22 protein-coding genes are annotated in these 26,630 nt (G+C 70.9%); 9 read left to right on the plus strand and 13 right to left on the minus strand.

The genetic code is table 11. The annotated features are described in order from the left end of the window. The first annotated feature begins 78 nt into the window (after positions 1-78). On the plus strand, positions 79-369 hold the full coding sequence (locus ABEB03_RS24940) for a DUF3040 domain-containing protein (RefSeq protein ID WP_345653580.1): 291 nt from the start codon (positions 79-81) through the stop codon (positions 367-369). 93 nt (positions 370-462) lie between these two features. Here the strand turns inward: ABEB03_RS24940 and ABEB03_RS24945 are convergent, their stop codons facing one another. After that, the gene (locus tag ABEB03_RS24945; RefSeq protein ID WP_345653583.1) at positions 463-906 is read right to left on the minus strand and encodes a universal stress protein; all 444 of its coding nucleotides are present in this window, start codon (positions 904-906) and stop codon (positions 463-465) included. A 230-nt stretch (positions 907-1,136) separates the two neighbouring features. Between ABEB03_RS24945 and ABEB03_RS24950 the strand changes: the two genes are divergently transcribed. The 5 genes from ABEB03_RS24950 (at position 1,137) to ABEB03_RS24970 (ending at position 5,599) form a co-directional block, all read left to right on the plus strand. Further along, complete coding sequence (locus tag ABEB03_RS24950) at positions 1,137-1,541, plus strand: hypothetical protein (RefSeq protein WP_345653586.1); 405 nt, start codon at positions 1,137-1,139, stop codon at positions 1,539-1,541. A gap of 300 nt (positions 1,542-1,841) precedes the next feature. After that, positions 1,842-2,933 (plus strand): TDT family transporter, encoded by a 1,092-nt coding sequence (locus ABEB03_RS24955; RefSeq protein WP_345653589.1) that lies wholly within the window; start codon positions 1,842-1,844, stop codon positions 2,931-2,933. Between the two features lie 118 nt (positions 2,934-3,051). Then, positions 3,052-3,762: a VanZ family protein gene (locus tag ABEB03_RS24960; RefSeq protein WP_345653592.1), complete on the plus strand. Its 711-nt coding sequence runs from the start codon at positions 3,052-3,054 to the stop codon at positions 3,760-3,762. 69 nt (positions 3,763-3,831) lie between these two features. Then, positions 3,832-4,527: a response regulator transcription factor gene (locus ABEB03_RS24965; RefSeq protein WP_345653594.1), complete on the plus strand. Its 696-nt coding sequence runs from the start codon at positions 3,832-3,834 to the stop codon at positions 4,525-4,527. After that, positions 4,520-5,599, plus strand: a complete 1,080-nt coding sequence (locus ABEB03_RS24970; protein WP_345653597.1) for a sensor histidine kinase — start codon at positions 4,520-4,522, stop codon at positions 5,597-5,599. The genes ABEB03_RS24965 and ABEB03_RS24970 overlap by 8 nt, the downstream gene beginning before the upstream one ends. A 29-nt stretch (positions 5,600-5,628) precedes the next feature. On the opposite strand, the gene ABEB03_RS24975 is transcribed toward ABEB03_RS24970, so the two are convergent. Then, positions 5,629-6,084, minus strand: a complete 456-nt coding sequence (locus tag ABEB03_RS24975; RefSeq protein WP_345653600.1) for a DUF6884 domain-containing protein — start codon at positions 6,082-6,084, stop codon at positions 5,629-5,631. 355 nt (positions 6,085-6,439) lie between these two features. Between ABEB03_RS24975 and ABEB03_RS24980 the strand changes: the two genes are divergently transcribed. Then, positions 6,440-9,163 (plus strand): multifunctional oxoglutarate decarboxylase/oxoglutarate dehydrogenase thiamine pyrophosphate-binding subunit/dihydrolipoyllysine-residue succinyltransferase subunit, encoded by a 2,724-nt coding sequence (locus ABEB03_RS24980; protein WP_345653603.1) that lies wholly within the window; start codon positions 6,440-6,442, stop codon positions 9,161-9,163. Positions 9,164-9,233: 70 nt separating this feature from the next. Here ABEB03_RS24980 and ABEB03_RS24985 read toward each other — a convergent pair whose 3' ends face one another. Continuing rightward, positions 9,234-10,250, minus strand: a complete 1,017-nt coding sequence (locus ABEB03_RS24985; protein ID WP_345653606.1) for a GlxA family transcriptional regulator — start codon at positions 10,248-10,250, stop codon at positions 9,234-9,236. Positions 10,251-10,694: 444 nt separating this feature from the next. Here ABEB03_RS24985 and ABEB03_RS24990 point away from each other — a divergent pair, with 444 nt between their 5' ends. Both ABEB03_RS24990 and ABEB03_RS24995 read left to right on the plus strand, forming a co-directional pair. Next, positions 10,695-12,176: an MFS transporter gene (locus ABEB03_RS24990; RefSeq protein ID WP_345653609.1), complete on the plus strand. Its 1,482-nt coding sequence runs from the start codon at positions 10,695-10,697 to the stop codon at positions 12,174-12,176. 343 nt (positions 12,177-12,519) lie between these two features. Continuing rightward, complete coding sequence (locus ABEB03_RS24995) at positions 12,520-13,404, plus strand: aminoglycoside phosphotransferase family protein (RefSeq protein ID WP_345654748.1); 885 nt, start codon at positions 12,520-12,522, stop codon at positions 13,402-13,404. Positions 13,405-13,465: 61 nt separating this feature from the next. Here the strand turns inward: ABEB03_RS24995 and ABEB03_RS25000 are convergent, their stop codons facing one another. From ABEB03_RS25000 to ABEB03_RS25045, 10 genes are all read right to left on the minus strand, one after another. Continuing rightward, the gene (locus ABEB03_RS25000) at positions 13,466-14,071 is read right to left on the minus strand and encodes a class F sortase (RefSeq protein ID WP_425589301.1); all 606 of its coding nucleotides are present in this window, start codon (positions 14,069-14,071) and stop codon (positions 13,466-13,468) included. A gap of 195 nt (positions 14,072-14,266) precedes the next feature. Continuing rightward, positions 14,267-14,764 carry a sortase gene (locus ABEB03_RS25005; RefSeq protein ID WP_345653614.1) on the minus strand — a complete coding sequence of 166 codons (498 nt, stop codon included), beginning with the start codon at positions 14,762-14,764 and terminating at the stop codon, positions 14,267-14,269. Between the two features lie 314 nt (positions 14,765-15,078). After that, the gene (locus ABEB03_RS25010; RefSeq protein ID WP_345653617.1) at positions 15,079-15,990 is read right to left on the minus strand and encodes a YihY/virulence factor BrkB family protein; all 912 of its coding nucleotides are present in this window, start codon (positions 15,988-15,990) and stop codon (positions 15,079-15,081) included. Then, on the minus strand, positions 15,980-16,258 hold the full coding sequence (locus ABEB03_RS25015; RefSeq protein WP_345653620.1) for a hypothetical protein: 279 nt from the start codon (positions 16,256-16,258) through the stop codon (positions 15,980-15,982). Before ABEB03_RS25015 ends, ABEB03_RS25010 begins: the two co-directional genes overlap by 11 nt. Before the next feature lie 586 nt (positions 16,259-16,844). After that, on the minus strand, positions 16,845-17,024 hold the full coding sequence (locus ABEB03_RS25020) for a DUF6480 family protein (protein ID WP_345653623.1): 180 nt from the start codon (positions 17,022-17,024) through the stop codon (positions 16,845-16,847). A 118-nt stretch (positions 17,025-17,142) separates the two neighbouring features. Further along, on the minus strand, positions 17,143-19,149 hold the full coding sequence (locus tag ABEB03_RS25025) for a heparinase II/III domain-containing protein (protein ID WP_345653626.1): 2,007 nt from the start codon (positions 19,147-19,149) through the stop codon (positions 17,143-17,145). 233 nt (positions 19,150-19,382) lie between these two features. Further along, on the minus strand, positions 19,383-21,038 hold the full coding sequence (locus ABEB03_RS25030) for an allantoin permease (RefSeq protein ID WP_345653629.1): 1,656 nt from the start codon (positions 21,036-21,038) through the stop codon (positions 19,383-19,385). 110 nt (positions 21,039-21,148) lie between these two features. After that, entirely contained in the window at positions 21,149-21,883 is a 735-nt protein-coding gene (locus tag ABEB03_RS25035; RefSeq protein WP_345653632.1) for a GntR family transcriptional regulator, read from the minus strand. 177 nt (positions 21,884-22,060) lie between these two features. Then, positions 22,061-26,110 (minus strand): trypsin-like peptidase domain-containing protein, encoded by a 4,050-nt coding sequence (locus ABEB03_RS25040; protein ID WP_345653635.1) that lies wholly within the window; start codon positions 26,108-26,110, stop codon positions 22,061-22,063. Then, complete coding sequence (locus ABEB03_RS25045) at positions 26,107-26,430, minus strand: CU044_2847 family protein (RefSeq protein WP_345653638.1); 324 nt, start codon at positions 26,428-26,430, stop codon at positions 26,107-26,109. The genes ABEB03_RS25040 and ABEB03_RS25045 overlap by 4 nt, the downstream gene beginning before the upstream one ends. Positions 26,431-26,630: the final 200 nt, after the last annotated feature.

Below are 26,630 nucleotides of genomic sequence, written 5' to 3' on the forward strand. Positions count from 1 at the left end.
GGGACTCGGACCCTGCGGGATCGGCGATCGGACCGCCGGCCCACTGAGAGGTGCACGGGGTTCATGGAGAAGTCATCGTTGTCGGAACATGAGCGTCGCGTACTCGCACGGCTGGAACGGCTGCTGCGGCAGGACGAGGCGATCGACCTGGGGATGCGCCGACTCGCCGTCGGCCGGAGGCACGCGCTGCGGGGGATCGGCTCGGGCCGCAGTCTGGGCCTGCTCTGCCTCCTGTCGCTGTCCCTCATGATCACGGGCATCGCGACATCCCAGACGCTGGTCACCGTGGCGTTCGCCGCGGTGTGGGCCGTCACCCTGCTGCTGGCGGCGACGTGGCTGTTCGCCTCGTCCCGTCGACGCAGCCTGTGACCGTGCAGGCGACGCACTCCGTGACCGGACAGGCGACGCACTCCGTGACCGGACGGGCGGCAGCCTGTGCAGGACGACCGGGCGATCCCTGCCTCACGAACTCTCCGGACGCACGATGACGACCGGGCATGTGGCGTGCTGCGCGACGTGCTGGCTCACCGATCCCAGCAGGGCACGCGTGAACCCGCCCCGGCCCCGGCTGCCGACCACCAGCATCTCTGCCCCTTCGGCGGCGCGCAGCAGTACGTCGGCCGCGTTGCCGCGGACCAGCAGCGCCCGGACCGAGGCGGCCGCGTCCGCGCCGAGGGCGTCCCGCAGCTCCCCGGTGAGTTGCTCACGGGCCTCCGCCTCGTCGAAGTCCGTGTCGACGACCGGTGCCGACCAGTTGTACATCCCCGAGAGCTCCCACGCGGCGACCGCGTCCACGGCCCCGCCGACGAGACCGGCATAGCGCACCGCCCAGCGCAGCGCCGCGTGCGACGACGGTGATCCGTCCACGCCGACCACGATCCGCGGCCCCGAGACTTCCCCGCTCATGCGTTCCACCTCTCACGTCCCCCTGACACCACGAATCGTCGGCCCACCCCCTCTCACGCTGCGTGACTCCGGTCGACGGCGCCACAGAAGGGCGTCCGACAGAGCAGGATCCACCCGGCTTCAGGGACGCGGTGCCTACCATCGGAGGGAGGAACCATGGCGCACGTACTCGGATGGAGCTGAGTACCAGCGCTCTGGTCGGTGCAGGGGTGGGCCGGAAGGCTGGGGTCATGCGCGAAGGACTGATGAAACCCCTCAACCACCTGATACCCGTCGTCGTGTCGGCCGGGGTGACGCTGGCCCTGTGGGCCGCATGGCTGGGCTGGGACCAGCACCGGGACGTGGGACCCGACGGGAGCACGACCGGCCCGTACGAGGCGTGGCAGGTGATCGGACTGGTGCTGACCCTGCTGGCACCGGTCTACTGGGCCGCGTCCCGGGGCCATGTCGCGGCCGCGGTGCTCGGCACGACGATCGGTCTGACCGTTGCCGCCTACGTCGACTGGTCGGACGACTCCAGCGGCCTGTTCATGGTCGGCGTCGGCATGGTCATGGTGGGGAGCCTCGTGGTCACCGCGCTGGTCGCCTCCCTGATCGCTTCCTTCAGGCACGACGGTCGGAGCGCCGGAGCCTGAGGTCCGCAGTGCCCGCTTCGGCGACTGCCCGGCCGGTCCGGTCCGGTGCGGTCTGCGCCGAGGCGGGTGCTGAAGCCGTCGTCCGGCAGCTCGGGTGGTGACCGGCCGGAGTCCCTTCCGCGGTCGCTCGACATCGTGCGCGCGCACCCCGCCGGACACGCGAGCGATGTCGCTCGCCGACTCGACCGGGCGGCGCGAAGGCCCGACGTGGCCGCGGCAGTCGCTCGATATGTGCTCCGGGTCCCTCACATCAGGACATGATCGACAGGGCGGCCCCGACCCGACCATAGGGTCCGGATCATGAATTCCTCCTCGTCCGCCCGCCTTTCGCCGCCGACGGTGAACAGAACGACGCGTCCGGCATTCGGCCCCAGTTGGTTCGCGGCGGTGATGGGCACCGGCATCGTCGCCAACGCGGCGGTCACCCTCCCGCGGGGCTTCCACGGCCTGCGGACCGCGGCCACGGTGGTCTGGCTGGGCGCCGCGCTGCTGCTGATCCTGCTGACCCTGCGCTACCTCGGTCAGCGGGCGCTGCGGGTGCATGCCGCCGATCCCGTGACGGCCCAGTTCTTCGGTGCACCGCCGATGGCGCTCCTCACCGTGGGTGCAGGGACGCTGCTGCTGGGCCCTCCGCTGATCGGGGCCGGCGCGGCACTGGCCGTGGACTGGGTGTTGTGGTCGCTCGGTACCGTGCTCGGTCTTGTCACAGCCTGCACCGTGCCCTACCTGATGATCACCCGGCACCGCTTCGCGCCCGACGCGGCGTTCGGCGGCTGGCTGATGCCGGTGGTGCCACCGATGGTCTCCGCCGCGACCGGCGCGCTGCTCGTTCCCCACGCACCGGCCGGACAGCCGCGCCTCGCCCTGCTGTTGGGCTGTTACGCGATGCTCGGGCTCGGCTTCGTCGCGGCGCTGCTGGTGCTGGCCATGATCTACGGCCGCCTGGTGCACCACGAGGTGCCCACGGGAGCGGTGGTGCCCACGGTGTGGATCGGCCTGGGCGCGCTGGGCCAGTCGGTGACGGCGCTCGGCGCGCTGGCCGCGGTGGCTCCCAGCGCGCTGCACGCGCCCTACGCGCGCGGCGCCGGGGTCTTCGCCCTGCTGGGCGGAGTGGCCGTGTGGGGCTTCGCCATGCTGTGGCTGGCACTCGCCACAGGGCTGACCGCACGCACGATCCGGGGCGGGCTGCCCTTCGCGCCCACTTGGTGGTCGTTCATCTTTCCGCTCGGCGCCTGTGTGACGGCCACCAGTACCCTCGCGGGGCGCACGGGTTCGCAGCTGTTCGTCTCGCCGGCCGTCGCGCTCTATGCGCTGCTCGTCGCCGCCTGGGGAGTCGTCGTGGTCCGCTCCCTCCGTCACGCCGTCACGCACATGGGCCGCCGGCCCGCCTAGCGCGGGACCGATCCACCGCCGGCTTGGGCCAGTTCGTCGATGCCGTGGGTTGCGTATGTCGCGGACGTATCGAAAATCTCATACGCCACCGCAACGGCCCTCCGTCTCCAATGGGGGCGTGAACAATGACGCATCCCCACCGGCACCGCCCCGCCGCACGCGCAGGATCGTGCTCCTGAGTCTGGCGCTCCTGGGCTCGGCGAGCGCCGTGTTCGTCGTGCGGCGGCCGCTCATGATGTCCGCTCCGATGTGCGGGGCCGGGCGGTGGCACGGCTGCTTCGACACGTTCAACGGTGTGGTGCTCATGACGCTGGTGGCGTTGCCGCCGGCGGCGCTGGTGGTGTGGGCTCTGGCGCGTCGTCGGCGTGCCCGCGGCGTCGCATCGGAGTGGGCGTGGCGCGCGTCCTTGGCCGAGGTGGGCATGATCCACGGGACGGTGCCGCTCGTATGGCTGACGATGATGCCGGGCGGCGCGGCCGGCACCGCCCCCGCCCGGGTGAGCCTGGTCCCGCTGCGGGACCTGATCACGATGGGGCCGCTCGGGATCGCCGGCAACCTGCTGATCTTCGCTGCGTTGGGGTTCTTCACCCCGATGCGGTTCGCGGCGCTCGCGTCCGTGCCGCGGCTCCTGGCGCTCGGGGCGGGCTGCTCGGTCCTGGTCGAAACCGCTCAGTACGTCCTGCGCCTCGACCGGGTGTCCTCCGTGGACGACGTACTGGTCAACGCCGCCGGTGCCCTGCTGGCCGCGCTGGCCTCGCGCCGCTGGTGGCGCACCACGACCAAAGCGCCCGCGGACCGGCCTCGTCCCGTGCCGGCGCCGGCACGCTGAGCGGCGTGTCCGGTGTGCACACGACCCTCGCATACGTCGGCGATATGCGGTGCTGCCTAGTCTTCGGACATGCGCGTACTGATCGTGGAGGACGAGCCCTACCTGGCCGAAGCCGTCCGTGACGGTCTGCGGCTGGAGGCGATCGCCGCCGACATCGCCGGCGACGGCGACTCCGCCCTGGAACTGCTCGGCGTCAACTCCTACGACCTCGCGGTCCTCGACCGTGACATCCCCGGCCCCTCCGGCGACGAGGTCGCCCGGCGCATCGTCGCCTCCGGCAGCGGCATCCCGATCCTCATGCTCACCGCCGCCGACCGGATCGACGACAAGGCTTCCGGGTTCCAACTCGGCGCCGACGACTACCTCACCAAACCGTTCGACCTCCGAGAGCTCGTCATGCGGCTACGGGCACTCGACCGCAGACGCGCGCACGCCCGGCCCCCGGTCCGCGAGATCGCGGGCCTCCGGCTCGACCCCTTCCGCCGGGAGGTCTTCCGCGACGGACGCTACATCGCGCTCACCCGCAAACAGTTCGCCGTGCTGGAAGTCCTCGTCGCCGCAGAGGGCGGGGTCGTCAGTGCCGAAGAGCTGCTGGAACGCGCCTGGGACGAGAACGCCGACCCGCTCACCAACGCCGTACGCATCACCGTCTCCGCACTGCGCAAGCGGCTCGGCGAACCATGGATCATCGCCACGGTGCCGGGTGTCGGCTACCGCATCGACACCCGCCCCGACGGCGCCCGCCCGGGCAGCACGCATGCCTAGACGCCCAGGGCTCAGCGTCCGACTGAAACTCACCCTCAGCTACGCCGGGTTCCTCGCCGTCGCCGGCGCTCTGCTGCTGGCCGTGGTGTGGGTGTTCCTGCTGCGCTACGTACCCGACAACCCCAAGGGCCTTCTCGGGATCTCGCCCAACCGCTACCTCCTTGTCCGCACCTTCGCCCCCGCCGCGGCCCTGGCGATGGCCTTCCTGCTCGTGTTCGGCCTCGTCGGCGGGTGGGTCCTGGCCGGCCGGATGCTCAAACCGCTCACACAGATCACGGATGCGGCACGGACGGCCGGGGGCGGGTCGCTGGCCCACCGGATCCGCATGAAGGGCCGCCAGGACGAATTCCGGGAACTCTCCGACGCGTTCGACACGATGCTCGAACAACTCGAGTCGCACGTGGCCGAGCAGCGGAGGTTCGCCGCGAACGCCTCCCACGAACTGCGCACCCCGCTCGCGATCGCGCGGACGCTCCTCGACGTCGCCCGCAAGGACCCCACGCGGGACCGGGGCGAACTCATCGAACGACTGCACGCCGTCAATACCCGGGCGATCGACCTCACCGAGGCACTCCTGCTGCTCAGCCGCGGCGATCGCGGACACTTCACCCGCGTGAGCGTCGACCTCTCCCTCCTCGCCGAAGAAGCCGCCGAAACGCTGCTTCCTCTCGCCGAACAGCGCCGGATCACGCTCGACGTCACCGGCGGGGCGGCCCGGGCCGGCGGCTCCGCGGAACTCCTGCTGCGGATGGTGACGAACCTCGTCCAGAACGCCATCGTCCACAACCTCCCCTCCGGCGGCACCGTGACGGTCCACACCGAGGCGGACGGCGACACGAGCGTGCTGCGGGTCGAGAACACGGGCACGCGGCTCCCACCGGAACTCGTACCGACCCTCACCGAGCCCTTCCAGCGCGGAACGGAACGCGCACGCACCGACGAGCACGCCGGCGTCGGCCTGGGCCTGGCCATCGTGCGCAGCGTCGTCCGCGCCCACAGCGGGACCCTCGACCTCACACCCCGCCCCGACGGCGGTCTCCTCGTCACGGCCCGGCTCCCCGGCACACCGTAGGCATCGCCCCGAGCGGTGCGCGGACGGGCTCACGTCAGACAGTGATCGTGCCCCTTGCGAAGTGCCGCGAGTCGGGCCATCTGCTCACCCATGCCACGTGTGCCGGCCAGCGGGGTGCGGGCGTGTGGCCATACGGTGCGGACGAGATCGACATGGCGCGCGCCGCCGAGGGCCACGACAGGGTCGACGAGCACGACGGCGCGCAGAGTCGCCTGCTCCAGGAGGACCTGGGCGGTGACGGCGTCCGCGGACCCATGGGGTGTGTCGTACGGCTCGATCACGTCGTCGAGGTCGAGCAGGCCGTGGCGTGCCGAGAGGATCAGGAGGCGGTCGGGCCGCAGGGCGTCAGCGGTCCTGCGGCACGCACGGTGGTAGGAGCCGACGTACATGTCCGCGGCCCGTGCGCGCCGCCCCAGCTTCCGGCTGCCGCACGGAATGACGACCAGTTCTGGACGGAAGAGGTCGAGACGGTCGTTCGCTGTCATGCCTGGTCCTGTCTGTTCGCGGGTGACGTCGAAGGTGTGGGCGGTCCATCCACCGGTGGTGCGGGAAAGCGCCGGGCAGCAGCCTTCCACCCGGAAACCGTCCTGTGGCCGCCATGTCCTGAAGTGGAGCTTTCATGGCATTCCCGGGCATCTCTCCCGGCCCCTGTGAAGCCTTAGCGTCGGAGACGCGACACGAACCGGACGGCTCGAGTCCGCGGCAGATGAGCGGCGGAAGCGAAGCCCCCGTGCACACCGAGTGACCACCGGGACTCCGGCCGTGAACGCCCCAGCTCGTTCTCGAAGAGGAAAGAAGGCGATCCACACCGTGGCATCGCAACCATGCGCTGGTGAGCCAGTGCTGCACGGACCGGAATTCGGTATCAACGAATGGATCGTGGACGAACAGTACGAGCAGTACCTGCGCGATCCCGGATCGGTCGACAGGACTTGGAGGGACTTCTTCTCCTCTCCGCTCCCGGCGGCCCGCCGGGAGCCGCGCGAGGGCGCGACGAACGCGCAGGACAGCGCCGGCAGCACGGCGGCCAAAGCCGTCCGCGTCGCCGCGCTCATCGCTGCCCATCGGGCCCGTGGACACCTGGCGGCCGACACGAACCCGCTCACGGCGGGGCGGGCGGTCGCTCATCCGGAGCTCGACATCGCGGCCTTCGGGCTCCGGGGCGAAGACCTGCCGGAAGAGTTCGTGGTCGACGGATTCGCCGGAGAAGACACCATGACTCTTCGCGAGGTGCTGAGGCTTCTGCAGGATTCCTACTGCCGAACCGTCGGCACCGAGTACATGCACATCCAGAGCTCCCAGGAGCGCCACTGGGTCCAGCAGCGGCTCGAATCGCCCCAGCCCCGGCCGGACGTCGCCGAACAACTGCACATCCTCTACCGACTGGGCGCGGCCGAGTCCTTCGAGACGTTCCTGCAGACCAAGTACGTGGGGCAGAAACGGTATTCGCTGGAGGGCGGCGAGTCGGCCGTCGTGCTGCTCGACGCCCTGCTGCACCGCTCCATCAGGAACGGAGTGAGGGAGGCGGTCATCGGAATGGCCCACCGGGGCCGGCTCAATGTCCTGGCCAACATCGTCGGCAAGCCGTACGCGGAGATCTTCCGTGAGTTCGAGGATGCCGCGGGCATCCGCTCGGCCGCGGGTTCCGGCGATGTGAAGTACCACCTCGGCGCGGAAGGGACCTACCGTGCCCTGGACGGCGGCACGATCGCCGTCTCCCTCCTGGCGAACCCCTCGCACCTGGAGATCGTGGGGCCTGTGGCCCAGGGAGTGGTGCGGGCCAAGCAGGACCGGGCCGCGGACGGGCGCGAATCCTTCCCCGTACTGCCGATCGTCGTCCACGGCGACGCCGCGTTCGCCGGACAGGGCGTGGTGTCCGAGACGCTGAACATGTCACAGCTCCCCGGCTACCGCACCGGCGGAACGGTCCACATCGTCATCAACAATCAGATCGGCTTCACGACCTCGCCCGTCGCGGGGCGTTCGGGCACCTATGCCACCGACGTGGCACGGTCGGTCGGGGCCCCGGTCTTCCACGTCAACGGAGACGACCCCGAGGCCGTGCTCCGGGTCGCACGCCTCGCCTTCGACTTTCGTCAGGCGTTCCACAAGGACGTCGTCGTCGACCTGCTGTGCTACCGGCGTCATGGCCACAGCGAGGTCGACGACCCGTCCATCACGCAACCCGCGATGTACGACCGCATCGACGCCAGGCCTTCGGTGCGCGCGTTGTACGCCGAGGAGTTGCTCCGCCGAGGAGACATCGGGGAGCGGCAGGTGGAAGGCGCGTTGCGGGACTTCCGCGGGCAGCTCGACCGGGCCTTCGCCGAGGCGCGGGCACAGTTGGTGCCGCGCCCACGGAAGCCTGTGGATGCCGCGGACCCCCGGGGCGTGACCGCCTCCCCGGCTGCCCAGGCGACCGCGATCACCGAAGCGACCGCCCGGCACGTCATCACCTCCCAGACAGCTCTGCCGGGAGACTTCAGCGTGCATCCGCGCGTCCTTCCACAGCTCCACAAGCGCGCCGCGATGCTGGAGGCGGACGCGATCGACTGGGCCGCCGCCGAATCGCTGGCGGTCGGTTCCCTGCTGCTGGACGGGATTCCGGTGCGGCTGGCCGGGCAGGATTCCCGCCGCGGCACGTTCGGTCAACGGCACGCCGTGCTCACCGACCGGCGCACCGGGACGGAGTACAGCCCCCTGAACCAACTCGGCGCGCGGGCCGCCGACTTCGCGCCCTACGACTCGATGCTGTCCGAACTGGCGGCGCTGGCCTTCGAGTACGGGTACGCACTGGCGAGACCCGAGGCGCTGGTGCTGTGGGAGGCCCAGTTCGGCGACTTCGCCAACGGGGCCCAGGCGGTCATCGACGAGTACATCTCCGCATCCGAACAGAAGTGGGGGCAGCGCTCCGGGGTCACACTGTTGCTCCCGCACGGCTTGGAAGGGCAAGGACCCGACCACTCCTCCGCCAGGATCGAGCGGTTCCTCCAGCTGTGCGCGCAGGACAACATGACCGTCGCCATGCCCTCCCTGCCCGGCAACTACTTCCACCTGCTCAGGCAACAGGCTCTCGACGAGGGCAGAAGGCCACTGATCGTCTTCACCCCGAAGTCGATGCTGCGGTCGAAGGCGGCCACCTCCAGGCTGACGGAACTCACCAGGGGCGCGTTCCGCCCCGTCCTGCCGGACCGGACGTCGGACCCCGCCGGGATCCGGCGGGTGCTGGTGTGCTCGGGCAAGGTCTTCCACGACCTGGACGCACACCGGCGCGAGTCCGGCCGGCGGGACACCGCGATCGTGCGCCTGGAGCGTCTCTACCCGTTCCCGGAGGAGGAACTCGCCGTGGAACTCGCGCGCTTCCCCGCCCAGGCCGAGGTGCGATGGGTGCAGGAGGAGCCGGAGAACCAAGGGGCGTGGACCTTCGTGTGGCCCCGTGTGCAGCGGTCGACGGGCCGTCCCGTCGACTGCGTCAGCCGACCGCCGGCGGCAGCCCCCGCCGTGGGATCCGCGGGGCGGCACGTCGAAGAACAGAAGGATCTCGTGGTGTCGGCCTTCCGCTGACCGCGCCGACTGCCCCGGGGGCGGGCCGCGCTCACGACGACGTCGTGAGCGCCGCCCGGTCGCGCCGCGCTCACGACGACGTCGTGGCAACCGGACCCTTCGCACCCGCACCGGTCGTCCGGAAGGTGGCCCGGAACGCACCGGGCGTCACACCCAGATGCCGCACGAAGGCCCTGCGGAGCGACTCGGGCGATCCGAAACCGGTGCGTCGCGCCACCACCGGCAACGGGTCGTCGCCCGTCTCCAGCAGCATCTGGGCGGCCTCCAGGCGGACTTGCTCCACGTACCGGGCCGGAGTGGTTCCCACCTCTTCGTGGAAGAGCCGCGTCACGTGCCGGATGCTGATGCCCGCCCTGCGGGCCATGGCTGCCACCGTGTGGTTGGCTCCGGGATTCGTGGCGACGGCGTCCAGCAGTCCGCGGAGCATCTCATGGTGCACGTGCGACACCTGGGAGTGCACACTGAACTGCGACTGGCCGCCCGGGCGTTGCATGAAGACGACCATGTCCTTGGCGACCGAACGGGCGACCTCCGCACCGTAGTGCTCTTCGACGAGCGACAAGGACAGGTCGATACCGGCGCTGACACCCGCCGACGTCAACATCTGTCCGTCCCGCACGAAGATGGCGTCCGGTCGGACCCGCACCGACGGGAATCGAGAAGCCAGTTGCTGTGAATGGCGCCAATGGGTCGCCGCGCGACGGCCGTTCAGAAGTCCGGCCGCGGCGAGCAGGAACGATCCCGTGCACACCGATGCCGTACAGCGGCTCTTCTCGTTCAGTCGCCGGATGACATCCAAGAGGGCGTCGTCCTTGATCAGCGTTTCCCAGTTCGCGCCGCCCGGGATCACCAGGACATCGGACGGCTCACTCACCTCGGTGACGGAGAGGTCGGCGCCGAGGCGTGTTCCCGCTGAGGTGATCACCTCAGCGCCGTCCTCGGAGACGATCCGCACCCGATAGCGCGCCCCGAACTCGTTGGCCGTCGTGAACACTTCGATGGGGCCGGTCACATCGAGCAACCGCACTCCGGGGAAGGCGAGGACGGTCACGGTGAGCGGACTCGTTCCCGGGTTCCTGCGCTTCATCAGATGCCTCCGGGCCGTGCGCGCTTGGGACACTGGACCGACGGGGCGCCGCCGGCAGTGTGCTCGACGGCAGGCCGCGGTCACGTGCCTCAGGAGCGGGGGCGGAACGGCCTTTGAGGAGCCGGTCGGTGTTTCCCTTGGAGGCGAGGGTCAGGCGGTCTCCTGCCCCGGGCCGCTGTTCGTCGGATTTCGGTGTGCCCAGCATGCGCCCAGCCCCGTGCGGAGTCCACGACCGGCTGACTATCAGCTGGGAGGAACGGTCTCCCAGGACCTGCGCGGTACACCATGGCAAGGAGTCCCGCCGGTGCCACGGACGCTCGCCGACCGGAGGTGACCTGCATGAAAGCGCCGATCTGCGAAGAAGTCAACGGTTGACCTCCGAGGGCGCTGCTGCGATCTTAGCAAGCGCTTTCCACTCGTTCGGTTCGGCGTCAAGGGAGACGCATGACGGAGTTTGCCGCACCCACCCGCTCCACCGACGCGTCCGCCCCACGCGGCGGGGACCGTCCGGTGTTCACCGGTCACCACACCCATCTGTGGGGCTTCCTGCTCGCCGGCTGGCTGATCAGCTACGCGGACCGCACGGTCACCGGACCGGTCATCTCGTGGATGATCGAGAACAAGGCCGGTTTCATCGGCGACGCCGCCAACCCGGCGACGCTCGGCGGTCTCATCGGCTCGATGTTCTTCACCGGATACATGCTCACGCAGTACGCGGGAGGCCGCCTCGGCGACCGCTACGGCCATCGCGAGATGCTCGTCGTCTCCCTGCTCTGGGCGGGCCTGCTGACCCTCGTCTCCGGGGTCACCGGCGGACTGATCGGGTTCGTCGTGGCCCGGGTGCTCACCGGTCTCGGCGAGGGCGTCTTCTACTCCAACGACCGCGTTCTCGTCATCGCTCACACGCCGCGGGCACGCCGCACGATCGGTCTCGGCGTCGTCCTGTCGGGCCTGTCGATCGGTCTGACCGTGGGCATCGTCGCCACCCCGCACCTCATCGACTGGGGCGGGGACTGGGGGATGGGCGGCGGCGCCTGGCGCATGCCGCTGTTCGTCTTCGGCGTCGTCTCGCTCCTGGTCGCCGCCGCGACCTGGGCGTACTTCCGGGCGCGCGGCGACCGACCGCTCCGCCTGGGCCCGCCCGCACTGCGCCTGGTCGCCTACTCGGTGCCCGCGGCCGTGGCGATCGTTGCGCTGTTCCTGCTCGCGGACGAGTTCGGCTGGCCGGACTGGCTCACCGCGGTGGGTTCAGGGGTTCTGTTCCTGGCCATGGTGACGCTGGTGATCCGGGGCATCGTGCGCACCGGGCGCTCGGCTCAGCTCCTGGGCCGCGACGTGTGGCTGATCTGCCTCTCCTTCGTCGCGGTGATGTGGAACCTGTGGTTCTTCTCCTTCTGGTCGGTGCAGATCGTCGCGGAGAGTGCGCACAGCAGCCTGGGCGCGGCGGCGCTGACCGCGGCGTTCAACGCCGGCGCGGGCATCCTCGGATTCCCCGTGGGCGGCTGGATCGCCGACCGGCGTGTCCGTGCGGGCAAGGGCCGCAAGCCGCTCGCCGTGATCTGCGCGGCGGTGCACACCGTCCTCGCGGTCGCGTTCGGGGTGAGCCTGCTCGGTGACGGCGAGCCGTCCTTGCTGCTGCTCGGCGCGATCCTGTTCTGCTCCGGGCTCTTCTTCAACGCGCTCCAGCCGATCGTCCACAGCATCCTGGGCGACCTGGCCGCCGAGGAACACCGCGGTTCGCTCTTCGGCCTGTTCAACCTGGTGGCCGAGATCGGTGCGGTGGCGAGCCCGGTCGTCAGCGGTGTCCTGCGTGACGCGACGGGCAGTTGGGCCCCGGGCGTCTTCACGGCGGCGGGCGTGATGGCCGTGTCGGTCGTCCTGTACGGGATGGTGCGCGAGCGCATACCCGGCACGGCGGCGGCCTGACCGCGCGGCGGGGCTGAGGCGATACGGTCGGTCGGCTTCGCCGGGGCGAGGCCGACCGACTCGTACGAGTTCGTGCCGACCCCGCGGGGTGAAGGACGCGACCGCGCCGGCCGTCATGAGGTGCCCGGCGCCCGCGTCTGCCCCGACGCGCCGCCCGAGTGGCCGTGGGTGCCGAGGAATTCGGTCGACAGGCGAGGATGCGGCGCGCTGGGATGGGCTCGACCGCCCGCCGCGCCAGGTGGGCCGACGGCAGGAGCCGCGCTTGGCGACCGACGGAAGAACCGCGGAGTCCGGTCCCGGAATCGCGGAGTCCGGTCCCGGAATCGCGGAGTCCGGTCCCGGAATCGCGGAGTTCCGTCCCCGGATCGATGCCTCGCTGGTCGGACGCCTGGTGGACGCCCAGTTCCCGCAGTGGGCCGAACTGCCTCTGACACTGCTGGACCCGGCCGGTTCGGACCATGTGATCTATCGGATGGGTGAGGACCTGTCCGTCCGGCTGCCGCGTCACGCCGGAGCCATCGGGCAGGCCCTGAAGGAGTCGACGTGGCTGCCCCGGCTCGCCCCGCACCTCCCGCTGGCCGTCCCGGAACCGGTGGCCGTGGGCCGGCCGGCCTTCGGATACCCGTGGCCGTGGGCGGTGTCCCGCTGGCTCGACGGCGAAGTGGCGACCGTCGACGCACTGGCCGATTCGCACGAGGCCGCCGTGGAACTGGCCGGGTTCCTGACCGCCCTTCAGCGGTTCGCGCCCAGGGACATCCCGGCGGGACACGGCGGTCACGACCTCACCGGCGGGTCCCTGGCCGACCGGGACCGCGCGACGCGGGCCGCCGTCGCGCGGGTCGGCGGTGTCTTCGAGACCGACGCCATGACGGCGCTGTGGGACGCGGCGCTCGGCGCCCCAGGGTGGGATCGGCCTCCCGTCTGGTTCCACGGCGACTTCCACACGGGCAATCTGCTGACCGTCGACGGCCGCCTCGGCGCGGTCATCGACTTCGGCGGGCTCGGCAGGGGCGACCCGGCCTGCGACCTGACCATCGCCTTCACTCTGATGTCGGCCACGAGCCGGGCGGTCTTCCGTACCGCGCTCGGCGTGGACGAGGCGACCTGGACCCGGGGCCGCGGCTGGGCCCTGGCGACCGGCCTGAACGCCTACACGTCCTACGCCGCCGTCGATCCCCGGGTCGCCGCGCAGACCATCCGCCAGATCACCGCGGCTCTCGTCGGCTGAGAGAGGAGAGGAACCCAAATGCCCGGTGCCCGGCCGTCCGCCCTGCCGGGAAACGGGCCGCCTAACCTGCCATGAAGCGGCCGTTCGGCTGTTTCACCGCGGTCAGCGTCGCGTAGACCACGACGTTGCTCTGGTAGCCGCTCCTCCTGGCGTATCCGCCGCAGGTGATCACCCTCAGCTCGGGTACCCCTGATCTGCCGTAGACCTTCTTGCTGGGGAACTTCTTCTTCTCGTAGATCTCCACGGCGTCGACGGTGAAGACCGCCGTGCGCCGGTCCGCCCGGCTGATCTCGATCGTGTCGCCCTTGGACAGAGCGCCGAGATCGTAGAAGACGCCCGGGCTGCCATTGCGCAGGTCGACATGCCCCGCGGTCACCGCGGTGCCTGTCGAGCCCGGCGCCGTGCCTCTGCCGTACCAGCCGACCAGGTTGGGGTTCCCGGCGGGCGGGGGCTTGAGTGCCCCCGCCTTGTCGAGGCCCAGCTTCGTCATGGGGGCGTTCACGTCGATGGCGGGGATGCGCAGCCGGACCGGCTTCGCGGGCGGCAGCGGCTGCACGGGCAGGAGCGTCGCCGGAGCAGTACGGCCGGGCATCCCCGCCGAGGGCGTCGAGAAGGCCTGCCCGGCCGAGGGCCGCGGTGGCTCGCTGTCGAACATCGCGCCGATCATCAGGGCGCTGCCCGTCACCACGGCCACGGCGAGATACCTGACAGGGGGGACCGGTGGGACGAACCTGCGGGGGGACGCGCTTGCCATGTGCCGGACTTCCCTCGCGGTTGAGCCGCTCGGCTGCGGCCGGGTGGTGTTCGTCGTCCGGCCTCCGGCGCGCGAAAGGTGCCAGGCCGGTGGAGCGGGGCGTGGCTGTCAGTATCGGTCGCCGTGTGCGCGGCGACGCATCCGCATGAGGCCTCCGGCGGCGGCCGCGGCGAGCAGTGCGCCACCCACGGCGAATTGGGTGTCGGTGTCCTGGGCGTCTCCGAAGCCGGCCTCGACGGCGCCGTCCGGGGCCCGGCCGGCGATCTCGTACGTGTCGGTGAGCTTGGTCCGTGGCGGGCACTTCACGGTGACGGTGTCGGTGTCGGTGTCGAGGTCCTGCCCTTCCGGGATCTGGAACTCGCCCTTGAGTTCGCCCTTGCGGTCGCCCTCGAACATGTGGAACGACCCGCCTGCCTCCGACTCGCCCTTGCCGTAGTCCACGTCCGGGCCGCAGGCCGTGGTGGTGACCGTGACCGTGGAGCCCGGAGAGGCGTCACCCGAGCGGATGTCGAGATCCGAGTCACCGGACGCGAAGGCGGCCGGGCTCTGCAGGGCCAGGATGCCGACGACCACGCCGATGCCGACGCCAACGTGTTTGATGCGCAAGGGAATCCTCCAACGGAGCAGTGGCCGGCCTGTCTGCGCGGCGCCCCTGTACTGCTCCACTCCACCGTCGAGGCAACCGACACTCCGTCAGCTCCGCAACAGGAGGCAGCGGTGGAGTCGTCACCCGGGCAGGCGTAGCGACAGTTCCCGCACGCGCATTCATGCAGGTCGCCGGAGCGGAGACCCGGGCAGGGGGCGGAATCACCGCGAGAGAGCGGATGGGCTAACGACCGGCGCGGTGTCCACACGCCGCGGTCCGGCCGGGCGCGGACAGACACACATGGGTGCGCGGTGGACGACACACCGTCATCACGTCACGTGCGGAGCTCGGTTGACGCCTCGTCGAGTTCGGCCGCGAACTGGGCGCCGGCCAGCAGGGCGAGGTTGGACAGCCACAGCCAGATGAGGAAGACCACGACGCCCGTGAGCGAGCCGTACAGCCTGCTGTAGGCGCTCAGGACGGAGGCGTACAGGGCGAAGCCGGCGGACACGGTGAGCCACAGCGCGGCGGCCAGGATGCCGCCGGGCAGGCTGCGCGTCCGGCGGCGGGCAGGCGCCGGCCCGGTGTGGAAGACGACGACGACCAGGAGCGCGACGAGGCACAGCAGGAGTGGCCAGCGCAGCAGGCCCCACGCCCAGGCGAACGTGGCGTCGAATCCAAGGTAGCGGCCCGCCTGCTCGGCGACAGGACCGGTCATCAGCAGGACGAGGGCGCTGACGACGAGCAGGCCGAGCAGGGCGAGCGCGGTCACCACGATGCGGTGAGCCTTGCGCCAGGGCGAGCGCCGGTCCGCCACCCGGTGCATGCGGTGCAGGGCGCGGCGGCATACCGCGAGGTAACTGGAGGCGGACCACAGGGCGCTCAACGTGCCGGTGCACAGCAGCGTCCATGTGGTCGAGTCGTTCCGCAGCATCCTGGCCAGCACGTCGTGGAGCTCGGTTCCCGACTGGGCCGGAGCGTAGGCGGTGACATGGGCGATGAAGTCCTCTGCCGTGCCCGGACTGATCAGACCGAACGCGATGACCGTGACCAACAGGGCGGGCAGTACGGCCAGGATGGCGTAGTAGGTCAGAGCCGCGGCGTAGTCGGAGATGTCGTCGCGCCACATCGACACCGGGGTGCGCCGCAAGGCGGGCCACCACGAGGCGGGTACCCGGAGGTTTCCGAGGGACTGGGTCAGTGAACGGGTCCTGCCGCCGTTCTCGGCCTGCGGTTCAGCGGACATGTGGCACCCGGTGCGGTCGGTGGCTGAAGCGGACGCGAGTCCGGCCCGTACCGGGACGCTCCGGCGTCCGACCCGTGGGGGCGAAGGGGACCGGGTACGGCAGGGTGATGCGGCGCGCCACCGCCGCCCGGCGTCCGCGCAGCGTGGCCGAGCCCCGGGCCGCCGGGAGGCGGTGGGCGGGCAGTGCCCCGGTGGCGGCTCGGTCGGCGATCCTGCGGCCCGCCCTGTTCGAGACGATGGTGGTGCCTCGTGGTGCGACGGTGGTCATCGGCGGCTCCGGTCGTAGGTGTCCCGTCGGTCCTGTACCCGGGTTCCGGTCGGCGATCGAACCACCGCCACGTGTGGCGGTCGGCCGGTCGGCGCCCGTGACGCCGCTCGTGAGCGTCCTGATGGTCTGCCGCACGTTCTGGGGACGTCGACCTGCGCGGCGCCCGGTGTCGTCTGCGTCGTCATGACCAGGCCCTCTCCGCAAGCTGGTGATCCGTTCTCACTCAGATGGACCCGGCCGGACGGTGCCGGAGGGTGTCCGTGACGCCGATTCCCCGGAATTCTCGGATTCCGCATGCCCTGGTACGTCGACAGCATGTCGATGGCAGTGCGAGGCGTCCGAGGATTTGTGGATCACGGAAGTGGCCGCCGCGCGGACGCTGCGCGCGGCGGCCCGGACCGGCCCCGGGGTTCGGACGGGCTCGTGCCGGACCAGCCGCTCCTCCTCGCCGACCCCGCCCCGGCACATGTCACCGTGACCGTGACGGGCCTGAACCGACCGGCGGCGACCGGTTCGGCGCCGGGAGGACGCTCTGCCGGTGAGCACCACCTCCGAAGATCTGCGGATGTGGACCTGCGATGTGGACCTACAGATCGAGGATGCGCATCACGAAATAGCCGGCGACGATCACGGATCCGAGGACGATCAAGCCGAGCCAGAAGTACGGGTGGTCCCAGACATCACCGTCCGGTCGTTCCTGATGTGCCTCCGCGATCGAGCCCTCCGCAGGAGGTGTCTCACCTGGGGGAGTCAGTGGGTGGGTCATGTCCGCTCCCTTCGTCGAGGGGTACGCGGGCCCCGAACGTCGGCGCGGCGGCCGGTGCGGTCACTCGCCGGTCGGGCTCGCCGGCGGCCCCTTTCACCTACTTTTTCCCAATTCTGCCTCACTGGATGCGCCCGCAGCGTCCTCGAACGCGTGAGACCTCGCCCAGCCCATCAGCCGGAGTGTCGGCCAAGGGGCGACCGGAGTGCCGACTCAGGGTCAGCCGGACGGAGCCGGCGCTGCCGGGACATGGGTGGGTGAGGCGGATGCGGCGCAGCACGGGCCCCCACGACAGGGTCATGCGCGCGTCCTCCAGCAGCCGTTCGACGAGCCCCACCGTGAACGCCGTACCGCCGAAGTCGAGCCGTGCGCGGGCCGGTCCGTCGCCGATCAGGAGGCCGCCGGGCACCTCGGTCACGGTGTGCGGGGTCATCAGATTGAGGACCATTTCGCGGGCCGGGCGCTCCAGGTCCCAGGCGTCGTCGACGGTGATCTGCTCGCTACGCCGGTCGAGCCGGACGGCGCGCCGCCAGCTGCGCACGGGCACCGCTTCGTGCCAGGTGGCGGCGAGGTCCAGGGAGAGGCCGGCAGTGTGCTCGTCGGCGTACACCTCGACGTCACGGGCGGCGTGCTCACGTCCGGGCTGCTGTTCCTCGCCGTCGATCTCGGGGGCGTTGTGCCAGGAGCTGCGCATCGTCCAGATGCTGTAGCGCTCCGGGCCGAACGTGGCGCGGGAGTACGTCTCCACGCCCGCGTCGACCAGCAGCGCAGTGCCGTCCAGCGCGGCGATGAAGGTGCCCACGTCGTTGTGGTTGTGCGGTTCGCCGTTGTGGCCGCCCTTGGCGGCGAGGTGGAAGCCGTCGGTGCTGCCGGCGCGCTGACGGGCGGTGACGACCTGGACACCGGGGAGCACGGTGTGCGCGGGCAGCGGGAAACCGTCGGCTGCTGCCGTATGCCAGTGGCTGTCGGCCAGCTCGGCGAGCACCCGGTGCAGCGACATGTCCGGGCTGCTGTCGAAGCAGAGCAGGTCGCCGCCCTCGCGCATGGCGGCCGCGTGCCGTTGCAGGTCGGCGTCGCCGGTGCGGCGGCCGTAGCGGTGCAGGAGTGCGGCGTCGGTGGCGGGCTGCCGGGCCGGTCCGTCGGCGAAGTTGACGTAGCGGTCACCCGCGATGTGCGTGGCCAGCGGGTAGCGGGCCAGGGCGCGGACGAGCGGCAGGGAGAACACGTCGCGGGCGGTGTCGCCGAGGGCGGGCGCGCAGGCGCCGGAGAGGGTTTCCAGGGACTCGAAGAGGGAGGCCGCGGAGCGCCGCCAGTAGGCGATGCCCTCGTCGCAGGCGCCGTCGGGCGGGCAGCAGTCCAGATAGCGGTCCAGGACGCCGACCGCGCGCTCGGTGACCGCCGCCGTCGTCGCCGTGTCGGTGGCGCACACGTAGGCGCAGGGCAGGACGTGGGAGACGATCCAGGTGGTCCAGTTGTTGAGGGACTCGCCGTGCAGCCCGAGCCACCACCAGTCGTCCCGGTCGAGGAAGGGGGCGACGACCCGTTCGCGTACGGTACGGCGGAGCCGTTCCCCGATCAGCGGGGCGTGCGTGTCGAGCGCGTCGCCGAGGAGCACGTCCAGCCAGGCGAGCAGGCCACCGGTCTCTGCCGCGAAGAGGTCGAGGGTGGGTCGTCCGGGGTCGGGCAGCGGGCCGTGTTCGTCACCGCTCTGCTCGTGCGCGGGCAGGCACCAGCCCGCCTCGTCGCACAGGAGCCACACTCCGTCGACCACCTCGTCGAGCAGGTCGGGCCGCGGCCCGTGCAGGGCGGCGGCCACCGCGGCGGCGGCTAGGCGGGTGCGGCGGGCGAAGTAGACCTGTTCGAAGGTCTGCCGGTCCCCGGTCCGCCGGTAGGCGAGGAAGCCGGTGGCGGGCAGGACGGTCCAGGGCCGGGCGAGCGCCGTGTCGACGGGCACGGCGAGCGCCTTGCGGGCGGCGGCCGGCGCCGCCTCCCAGAACACCCGGTCACCCGCGGCCGGCAGCGGCCGCCAGGCGCCGGGAGGGGGTGCGGCGGCAGCCCAGTCGGCATCCGACAGCAGGTCGCGGAGTCGTTCGGGGACTCGGTCCGGATGCGGCACGGGGTGAGACATCGACGGCTCCTCGCGGGTGCCTCTTGGACGGGGGTGCGACCGGCCCCGGGGCCGGAGGCGGGGCCCCTCTGAAGGGACCGTGAGTTGCTGTCGTCCATCATCGAGGACCGCCCGTCGTCGGTCGACGCTCACCGTGGCAGGGTCGGCCGGGGAAACGGCACAAGCGCCGTGCCCGACCCCGCCGGCCCAGGGGCCGGGCGGCGTCGCGCGTGCTCGCCGCCCGGCCAGGGGATTCAGGCGGCCGACGGCTCCGCCGGCAGCACGTGGTCCCCGACCTTGTCGGTACTCAGGCACAGGGAGCAGACCATGGCGTCGTGCGTGTGACAGGCGGCCAGATCGGGTCGCTCGTAGGGCTGGTGGCAGACGTGGCAGTCGTACGTCGTCGCGCTGGGGTTGCCCTCCGCGTCGAGCAGCGGCTCGGAGATGCCGTCGTCGGTGCGGCGGAGGTAGTACCTGCCCTTGGTGACGATCGCCATGAATGGAGTGAGGACGAAGGCGATGACGGCGGCGGCGACGGGGGAGTAGGGCTGGAGCGTGTCTCCCAGGGCGTGGAAATACATGGCGATGGAAAGGCCGGAGGCGGCGACGAAGGCGACGACCCCCACCGGGTTGACGGCGTACAGCATCCCGCGGCGGAACTCGGGTGCGCGCGGGGAGAGTTCCAGCAGGTACTTGTTGACGCCGATGTCGGTCGCGACGGTGACGACCCAGGCGATCGCGCAGTTCGAGTAGAAGCCCAGGATGCTGTTGAGGAAGCTGAACATGTCGGCTTCCATCAGAGCGAGCGCGAACCCGAGGTTGACCAGGACGAAGACCATGCGGCCGGGGTAGCGCCTGGTGACGCGGGTGAAGGAGTTCGTCCACGCGAGCGAACCGGAGTACGCGTTCGTCACATTGATCTTGATCTGGCTGATCACGACGAGGACCACCGCCAGCGGCACGATCAGCCAGGACGGCATCATCGCGTCGAAGGCTCCGCGGAACTGCTGGATCGGTTCGGTCGCCGCCGCGGGGCCGACCTCGGCGAGGATGTAGACGGCGAGGAAGACGCCGATGGCCTGCTTCAGCGCGCCGAGCACCACCCAGCCGGGGCCGGCCATGACCACGGCCGTCCACCAGGCGCGCTTGTCGGCCTCGGTCTTGGGCGGCATGAAGCGCAGGTAGTCGATCTGCTCGCCGATCTGCGCGATGAGGGAGAGACAGACGCCGGCACCGAGCAGTACGGAGGCGGTGTTGACGCCGCCGTCGCCGTCGGTGCCCGTGTAGGCGAGGAATCGGTCGACCGTACCGGGGTCGGTGGAGACGAGGTACACCAGCGGGCCCACCATCAGCAGCAGCCAGATCGGCGTCGTCCACACCTGGAGCTTGCTCAGCGCCTTCATGCCGTAGATCACCAGCGGGATCACCATCAGTGTGGAGACCAAGTAGCCCAGCCAGAGCGGCAGTCCGAGGCCCAGCTTGAGGCCCTGCGCCATGATCGAACCTTCGAGGGCGAAGAAGATGAAGGTGAAGCTGGCGAAGATGACGCTGGTCAGGACCGAGCCGTAGTAGCCGAATCCGGAGCCGCGGGTGATGAGGTCCAGATCGATGTTGTAGCGGGCGCCGTAGTACGCCAGCGGGAAACCGGTGACGAAGATGACCGCCGCGGCGACGGCGATCGCCACGAGCGCGTTGCCGGTGCCGTGGGCCAGGCCGACGCCGGCGCCGATGGAGAAGTCGGCCATGTAGGCGATGCCGCCGAGCGCGGTCGTCGCCACGACCATGGGGGTCCAGCGGCGGTAACTGCGGGGCGCGAAGCGGAGGGTGTAGTCCTCCAGCGTCTCCTTGGTCGCCTGGTCCGTCGGGGAGCCCGGCTCGGTGGCCGGCACACGTGACTCGGTAGTGCTCATGGTCAGCCCTTCGGGGGTGCGGTGGTGCTGAGTGGGGGATGAGCGGTGGGGCACCCCCGGTTGACGTCGTCGGCAGCCGGGGAGTCGAGGGGGATCGTGAACCCGCGGACTCAGGGGCGGTCGGAGTGCAGGGCCATCTGCGTCATGGCGCGCCGGGCGCGCTCCAGCACCACGGCCATCGAGTTGCCGACGTGGGCGTGCAGCGCCCGGTAGCCCTCGTCGAGCCGTCCGTCGCGGACGCACTCCATGATCTCGATGTGCTCGGAGATGGTCGTCCCGACGCGGTCCTGGGTGAGGAAGTCGTACATCCGCACGCGACGGATCCGCTCGCTCACCGCCACCACCGCGTCCGTGAGGGCCGGGTTGCCCGAGGCGCGGGAGAGTTCGGCGTGGAAGCGCTCGTCCTGGACGACGAAGCGCGGGTCCGGCGTCGGCGGCCGCTCGCGCATGGCGTACCACCGGTCCAACTCGGCCGTGACGACCGCAGGGTCGTGTCGCAGCGACGGATCCTCCAACGCGCGGGTGATACCGCGCAGTTCAAGTGTGATCCGAAGCTCGTAGAAGTCCTTCAGCTGGGTGAGGTTGGGGATCGTGACGAAGAAGCCTCCGTCGCCGCGCTCGATCAGCCCGTCGGACAGCAACCGCGCCAGCGCCTCCCGCACGGGGGTCCGCGACACTCCGTACCGCTCGGCCAGCCGCATCTCCACCAGCCGCTCGCGACGCCCGAACTCCCCGTCGAGCACGGCCGCGCGCAGCTTCGCGTAGACCGTCTCGCGCAGCGACGACGCGGACGCCGCAGCCGGATCCCGCCTCGTGTCCGGCCGCGTATACAGCTTCGAATCCATGAGCGGACACGCTAGGAACCGTGTGTTTCCCGGGAGTTCATCGCATCGTGAACCACCGGTTTCCAAGATCTCACCCCGTGGCGCGAGGGAACGGTCTCGGAACGGGCCGAGCGCATCCGCGCAGCGTCGGCAGGCCTTCGCCGACGGGCTGAGGCCGCGTGCCCGTCGGTCTCGGCATCACAGGGTGACGGCCAGACCCATGATGCCGCGGGTGGCGAAGCCGATGACGAGCAGCTCACCAGCCTGCCTGAGGGCGGTCACCGGGTGCCGGACCGGGATCACCGCAGCTTGCAGACCAGCGCGGGGGTCCCAGATGCGGACCGTGGCGTCGTCACCTGCCGTCGCGAGGAACAAGCGGCCGTCGAGGGTGAACGTGCCGACCGCGCGGATCCAGTCGGTGTGCCCGGTGAGTCGGTGGATCGCGCCGCCGGTCGCCGGGTCCCAGATGCGCACGCTGTTGTCGTAGCCGCCGGAGGCGAGCAGGGGACGGTTGTCGAGGGTGACGGCGCACATCGCCTGGATCTGCGCGGTGTGGCCGGTGAGGTGCTGGGTCTCTTCACCGGTTTCCAGATCCCAGACGCGGACGCTGTCCGCGCAGGCCGTGGCCAGGTGAGGTCGGCCGTCGAGGACGAGGGCGCACATCGCCAGGACCGGGTGGCTGTTGCCCGAGACGTGGTGGATCTCCTCGCCGGTGGCGGGTTCCCACACACGGATGCTGCCCGCGGCGGCGACGGCGAGGTGAGGCCGGTCGTCGAGGGTGATCGTGCACATGGCTTCGATCGTGTCGTCGCCGACGAGTTCATCGGCCGCTTCCCCGGTGGTGGGGTCCCAGATCCGGACACGGCCCGCGTCGGCGGTGGCGAGGCGTGGAGCGCTGTCGAGGGCGAAGGTGCTCATCGCCCGGACCTCGCCGCCATGAGGGGCGAGCTGACGGATCTCCGCCCCGGAGCGGGGGTCCAGGATGCGCACCGTGTTGTCCTCGCCGACGGAGACGAGGAGGTCCTGCTCTTCGACGAGGTCCAATGCCTGCACACCGGCGATCCGGTTCACCGGCCGCTGCGTGGTCCGCCCCGCGGGGTCCCAGATCCGGACGGTGTTGTCGTAGCCGCCGGTGGCGAGAAGGGTGCGGTCGTCGACGACCAGAACGCAGGCCGCCCGAACCCCGTAGGCGTGGCTGGCCAGATGGCCCGCCTGTTCACCGCTGACGGGGTCCCAGAGACGGACGGTGGTGTCCGCACTGGCGGTGGCGAGATAGGTGCGGTCGTTCAGTGTGATGGTGCACACGGCCTGGACCTGGGCACCGTGACCGGTCAGCTGGTGGGTCTCCTCCCCGGTGGCGGGGTCCCAGATGCGCACACTGTCCCCGCCGGCGACGGCGAGGAGAGGCCGGTCGTCGAGAGTGATGGCGCACATGGCTTCGATCGTCTCGTCGCCGGTGACTTGGTGGTGGGACTCCTCACCGGTCGCGGGGTCCCAGATGTGGACGACGCCGTCGATGCCGCACGTGGCGAGGTGGGGCCGGTCGGCGAGGGTGATGGCGCACATCGCCTGGACCATGTCGTCGTCGGTGCGTCGGTGCGTCTCTTCGCCGGTGGTGGGATCCCAGATGTGGACGGTCCCTCCATAGCCGCCGGCGGCCAGGTGGGGGCGACCGTCCAGGGTGATGGTGCACAGCGCCTCGATCAGGTTGTCGCGGTCGGCGAGTCGGTGCACCTCCCTGCCGGTGGTGGGGTCCCAGACGACGACCTTGTCGCGGCTGGCGACGGCGAGCAGGTCACGATGGCCGAGCGGGACGACGCATGCGGCATCGATGCCCCCTTCGTGGCCGGAGAGCTGACGGATCTCTTCACCGGTGATGGGGTCCCAGATACGGACCGTGGCGTCGTTCCCGGCGGAGACGAGATGAACCTTCCCGCCCAGGTCGAGTGCGGCCAGCGCCGTGATGACGTTGCCGTGACCCGCGAGTGCCACTTCGACGGTCTCCGGAGCCACCGCCGCCCAGGCAGCCCGATACGGAGCCGGCTTCGGCATCGAGGTGTAGGCGCTGCCGAGTTCCTCCTGCGCTTCGGTGACACTGAGGAAAGCGATGCGTTCCTCGGGCGCGGCGGCGATGGCGCGGGGCGTCAGCCGCAACAGCCTTGCTCTTCCGCGGCCTTGGGAGGTCGTGGCGTACGCGGCAGCGGGGATGAGGCGGCGGAGGTCGGCGTACAGGGGGTAGGTGTCCTCGGCGAGGAGGACGTCGGTGGCGCCACCGCGCAGTGCGTGGCCGGGCAGCGCACGCAAGAGGTACGCGGGTGCGTTGGCCCAGGTGACCTCACGACCGAGGGTGAGGAACGCCTGCGTGAGGGCGTTCTCGTCCGCTGTGGTGTCACGATGTCTGGCGCGCGCCGCGAGCAGGGTGTCATTGAGCGCTTGATGGAAGAGGCGGTAAGTGCCTTCGTGGGAATCGGAGTTGCTGGTCTCGATGAGGAAGTTCGCGGCGGCGGTACGGGCGAAGCCGACCAGGTCCTGTTCGGTCGGTGAGGAGCCCGTCAGGGCGGTGACCGCCGTGCGCCACAGGAGCGGCGTCAGGCCGGGGGCTTCGGCATAGGCGAGAGCGGTGAGCAGGTCGGTCGCCGAGATGGCGCCGACGGGCGGCAGGGGGTGCAGATAGTCGTGGAGTGCGCTCTCGACGCTGGGGACGGCCCGGGCGGCGAGGTCGGCGGGACGAGCGGGGGACTGGTCGTGCATCCCGTGGGTCCGGGCGGTGAGGCCGGCGATGAGGAAGTTGCTGCGCGCACGCTCGGCGACGGCTCGGGCGAGCGGCAGGGCGACGTCGTCGTCGTTGTACGGGTTGTCGGGACGCTCGTTCCCGCGCAGCTGAAGCGTGACCAGCGCGTAGGCGGCGAGGTCGGCCGCGTCGAAGAAGGCGGGGGTGTCCAGGTCGACGACGTCGGCCGCGCGGGAGAAGGCGGGCAGGATGTCGCCCTCGTCGTCGCGGCGGCGGCTGCCCACGACGACACGTACGCCGAGATCCGCGCAGTTCTCCACCAGGGGCAGGACGATGTCGCGGACGATCTGCCGGACGTGCGAGGGGCTGATCGCTTCGTCGAGGGCGTCGATGACGACGTTGAAGTCGTGTCGCTGGTGTTCGGTCAGCGCCTCGCGCAGGTGGCGATCGAGGTCGTGCGGGGTGTCGGGCAGCGCGGCCGAAGCGGCCCGGGCGATCTCGTGGGCGACGTCCAGGGCGGTCTTGCCCTTCACATGGACCGCGCAGGCGATGGAGCCGATCGGGGCGCGTACGGCGGTGTCGTGGCTGGGCAGGAGAGCGGCGATCTCCGGGTCGGCGGTGGTGACGACGCGGCCCAGGACGGCCGACTTGCCGGCGCCGGGCTGGCCCGTGACGACCAACGCCTTGCGTGCGGCCACCGATGAGGTGAGCCGTTCGACGATGCGGGACAGGGCGGCGGTGCGGCCGCTGAAGCGGTAGCCGGGTTCGGCGTCCGTGCTCACCCCGCGGGCCCGTGGCCGCCAGTGCCGGCCGGCCTCGACGTCACCGGTCAGCGACCAGCCCCACGCGTTGGCCGCCGCCTCACCGGCAGCCTTCGTCGTCCACGTGGTCAGCTCGTCCAGTTTCTGGCCGGGCAGGGCGCGCCCGGCCTCCCACAGGGTCAGGGCCCGCGCGTTGCCCGTACGGGACTCGGCCTGGCCGACGATGCCGACGACGGCCTGGAAGCCGGGCGACCAGACGGGAGCTCCGCTGAAGCCGGGCAGGACGGGGTACTGGGAGGCGGTGTCGAGCCGCACCCAGCCGTAGCCGATCTTCTCGCCCACGCGGCCGTCGGCGGAATTGCCCAGGGCGCCGTCGGGAAAGCCGAACGCCCACCACGGCTCGGTCAGCAGGGCGCTGCCGCGCGGGTCGCGCAGCGGTGCCGCGATGCCGGCGGGAACCTCGTCCTCCAGAAGGAGGACGGCCACGTCGTGCACCTCCTGCGCGGCGGGCGCGGGGACGCTGATGTCCTGCACGCGCACCTGGCGCCGTTCCAGTTCGTCGGCCATCGGGAAGGCCGCCCACACATCCGGTACCGGCCGGCCCTTGGCGCAGACGACATGAGCACATGTCAGCACCCGCCGGGAGTCGATGAGTACACCCGTGCCGGACGGCGCACGGCCCATGCCGCCCACGTGCACGGCCACGATCCACTCGTCGGAGGCCGGACGCACATCACCGGCCGGAGACTCCGTCATGCAGTGGTCGAGTCCTCGCCCGTCGCTCGGGTGGGTGTCCAGGTGAGGGTGATCTCGAAGTGGGCGTCGGTCGCGGCCTTCGCCACGATCCAGTTCGCCGTGCCGGAGACCTTGACGCCGAACTTCACCTCGACCTCGCCCGGCTTCAGCTCGGTCACCCGCTCCAGCACCGTACGCGCGGCCTCCACGGCCGGACGCACAGCTTCCCGCACCCGGGCCACCACGTCGTCCGAACTGACCTGGCGCCACTCCTCCGACGGCTCCAGCTCGAATCGCACCACGGTGGAGTCGTCCAACTCGTACGCCACGGCCTGCGCCACGTCAGCCCCCGATTGTCGCTCCAACGGACGTCGCCAGCCTAGTCGGTGAGTGTCCTGGTCGTGCCGTGTTCAGTGATCTCCTGCGTGCCGCCGATGCCGTCAAATACCCCGGCCCGTAGGCGGCTTGTCCCGGAACCCGGCCGGACCTCGGCGTCCCTCGGAGGGTCCGACTGGGGCATTGGCCTGCGGGGTATGGGGTG

This window comes from Streptomyces siamensis (assembly GCF_039543605.1).
Classification (GTDB): domain Bacteria; phylum Actinomycetota; class Actinomycetes; order Streptomycetales; family Streptomycetaceae; genus Streptomyces; species Streptomyces siamensis.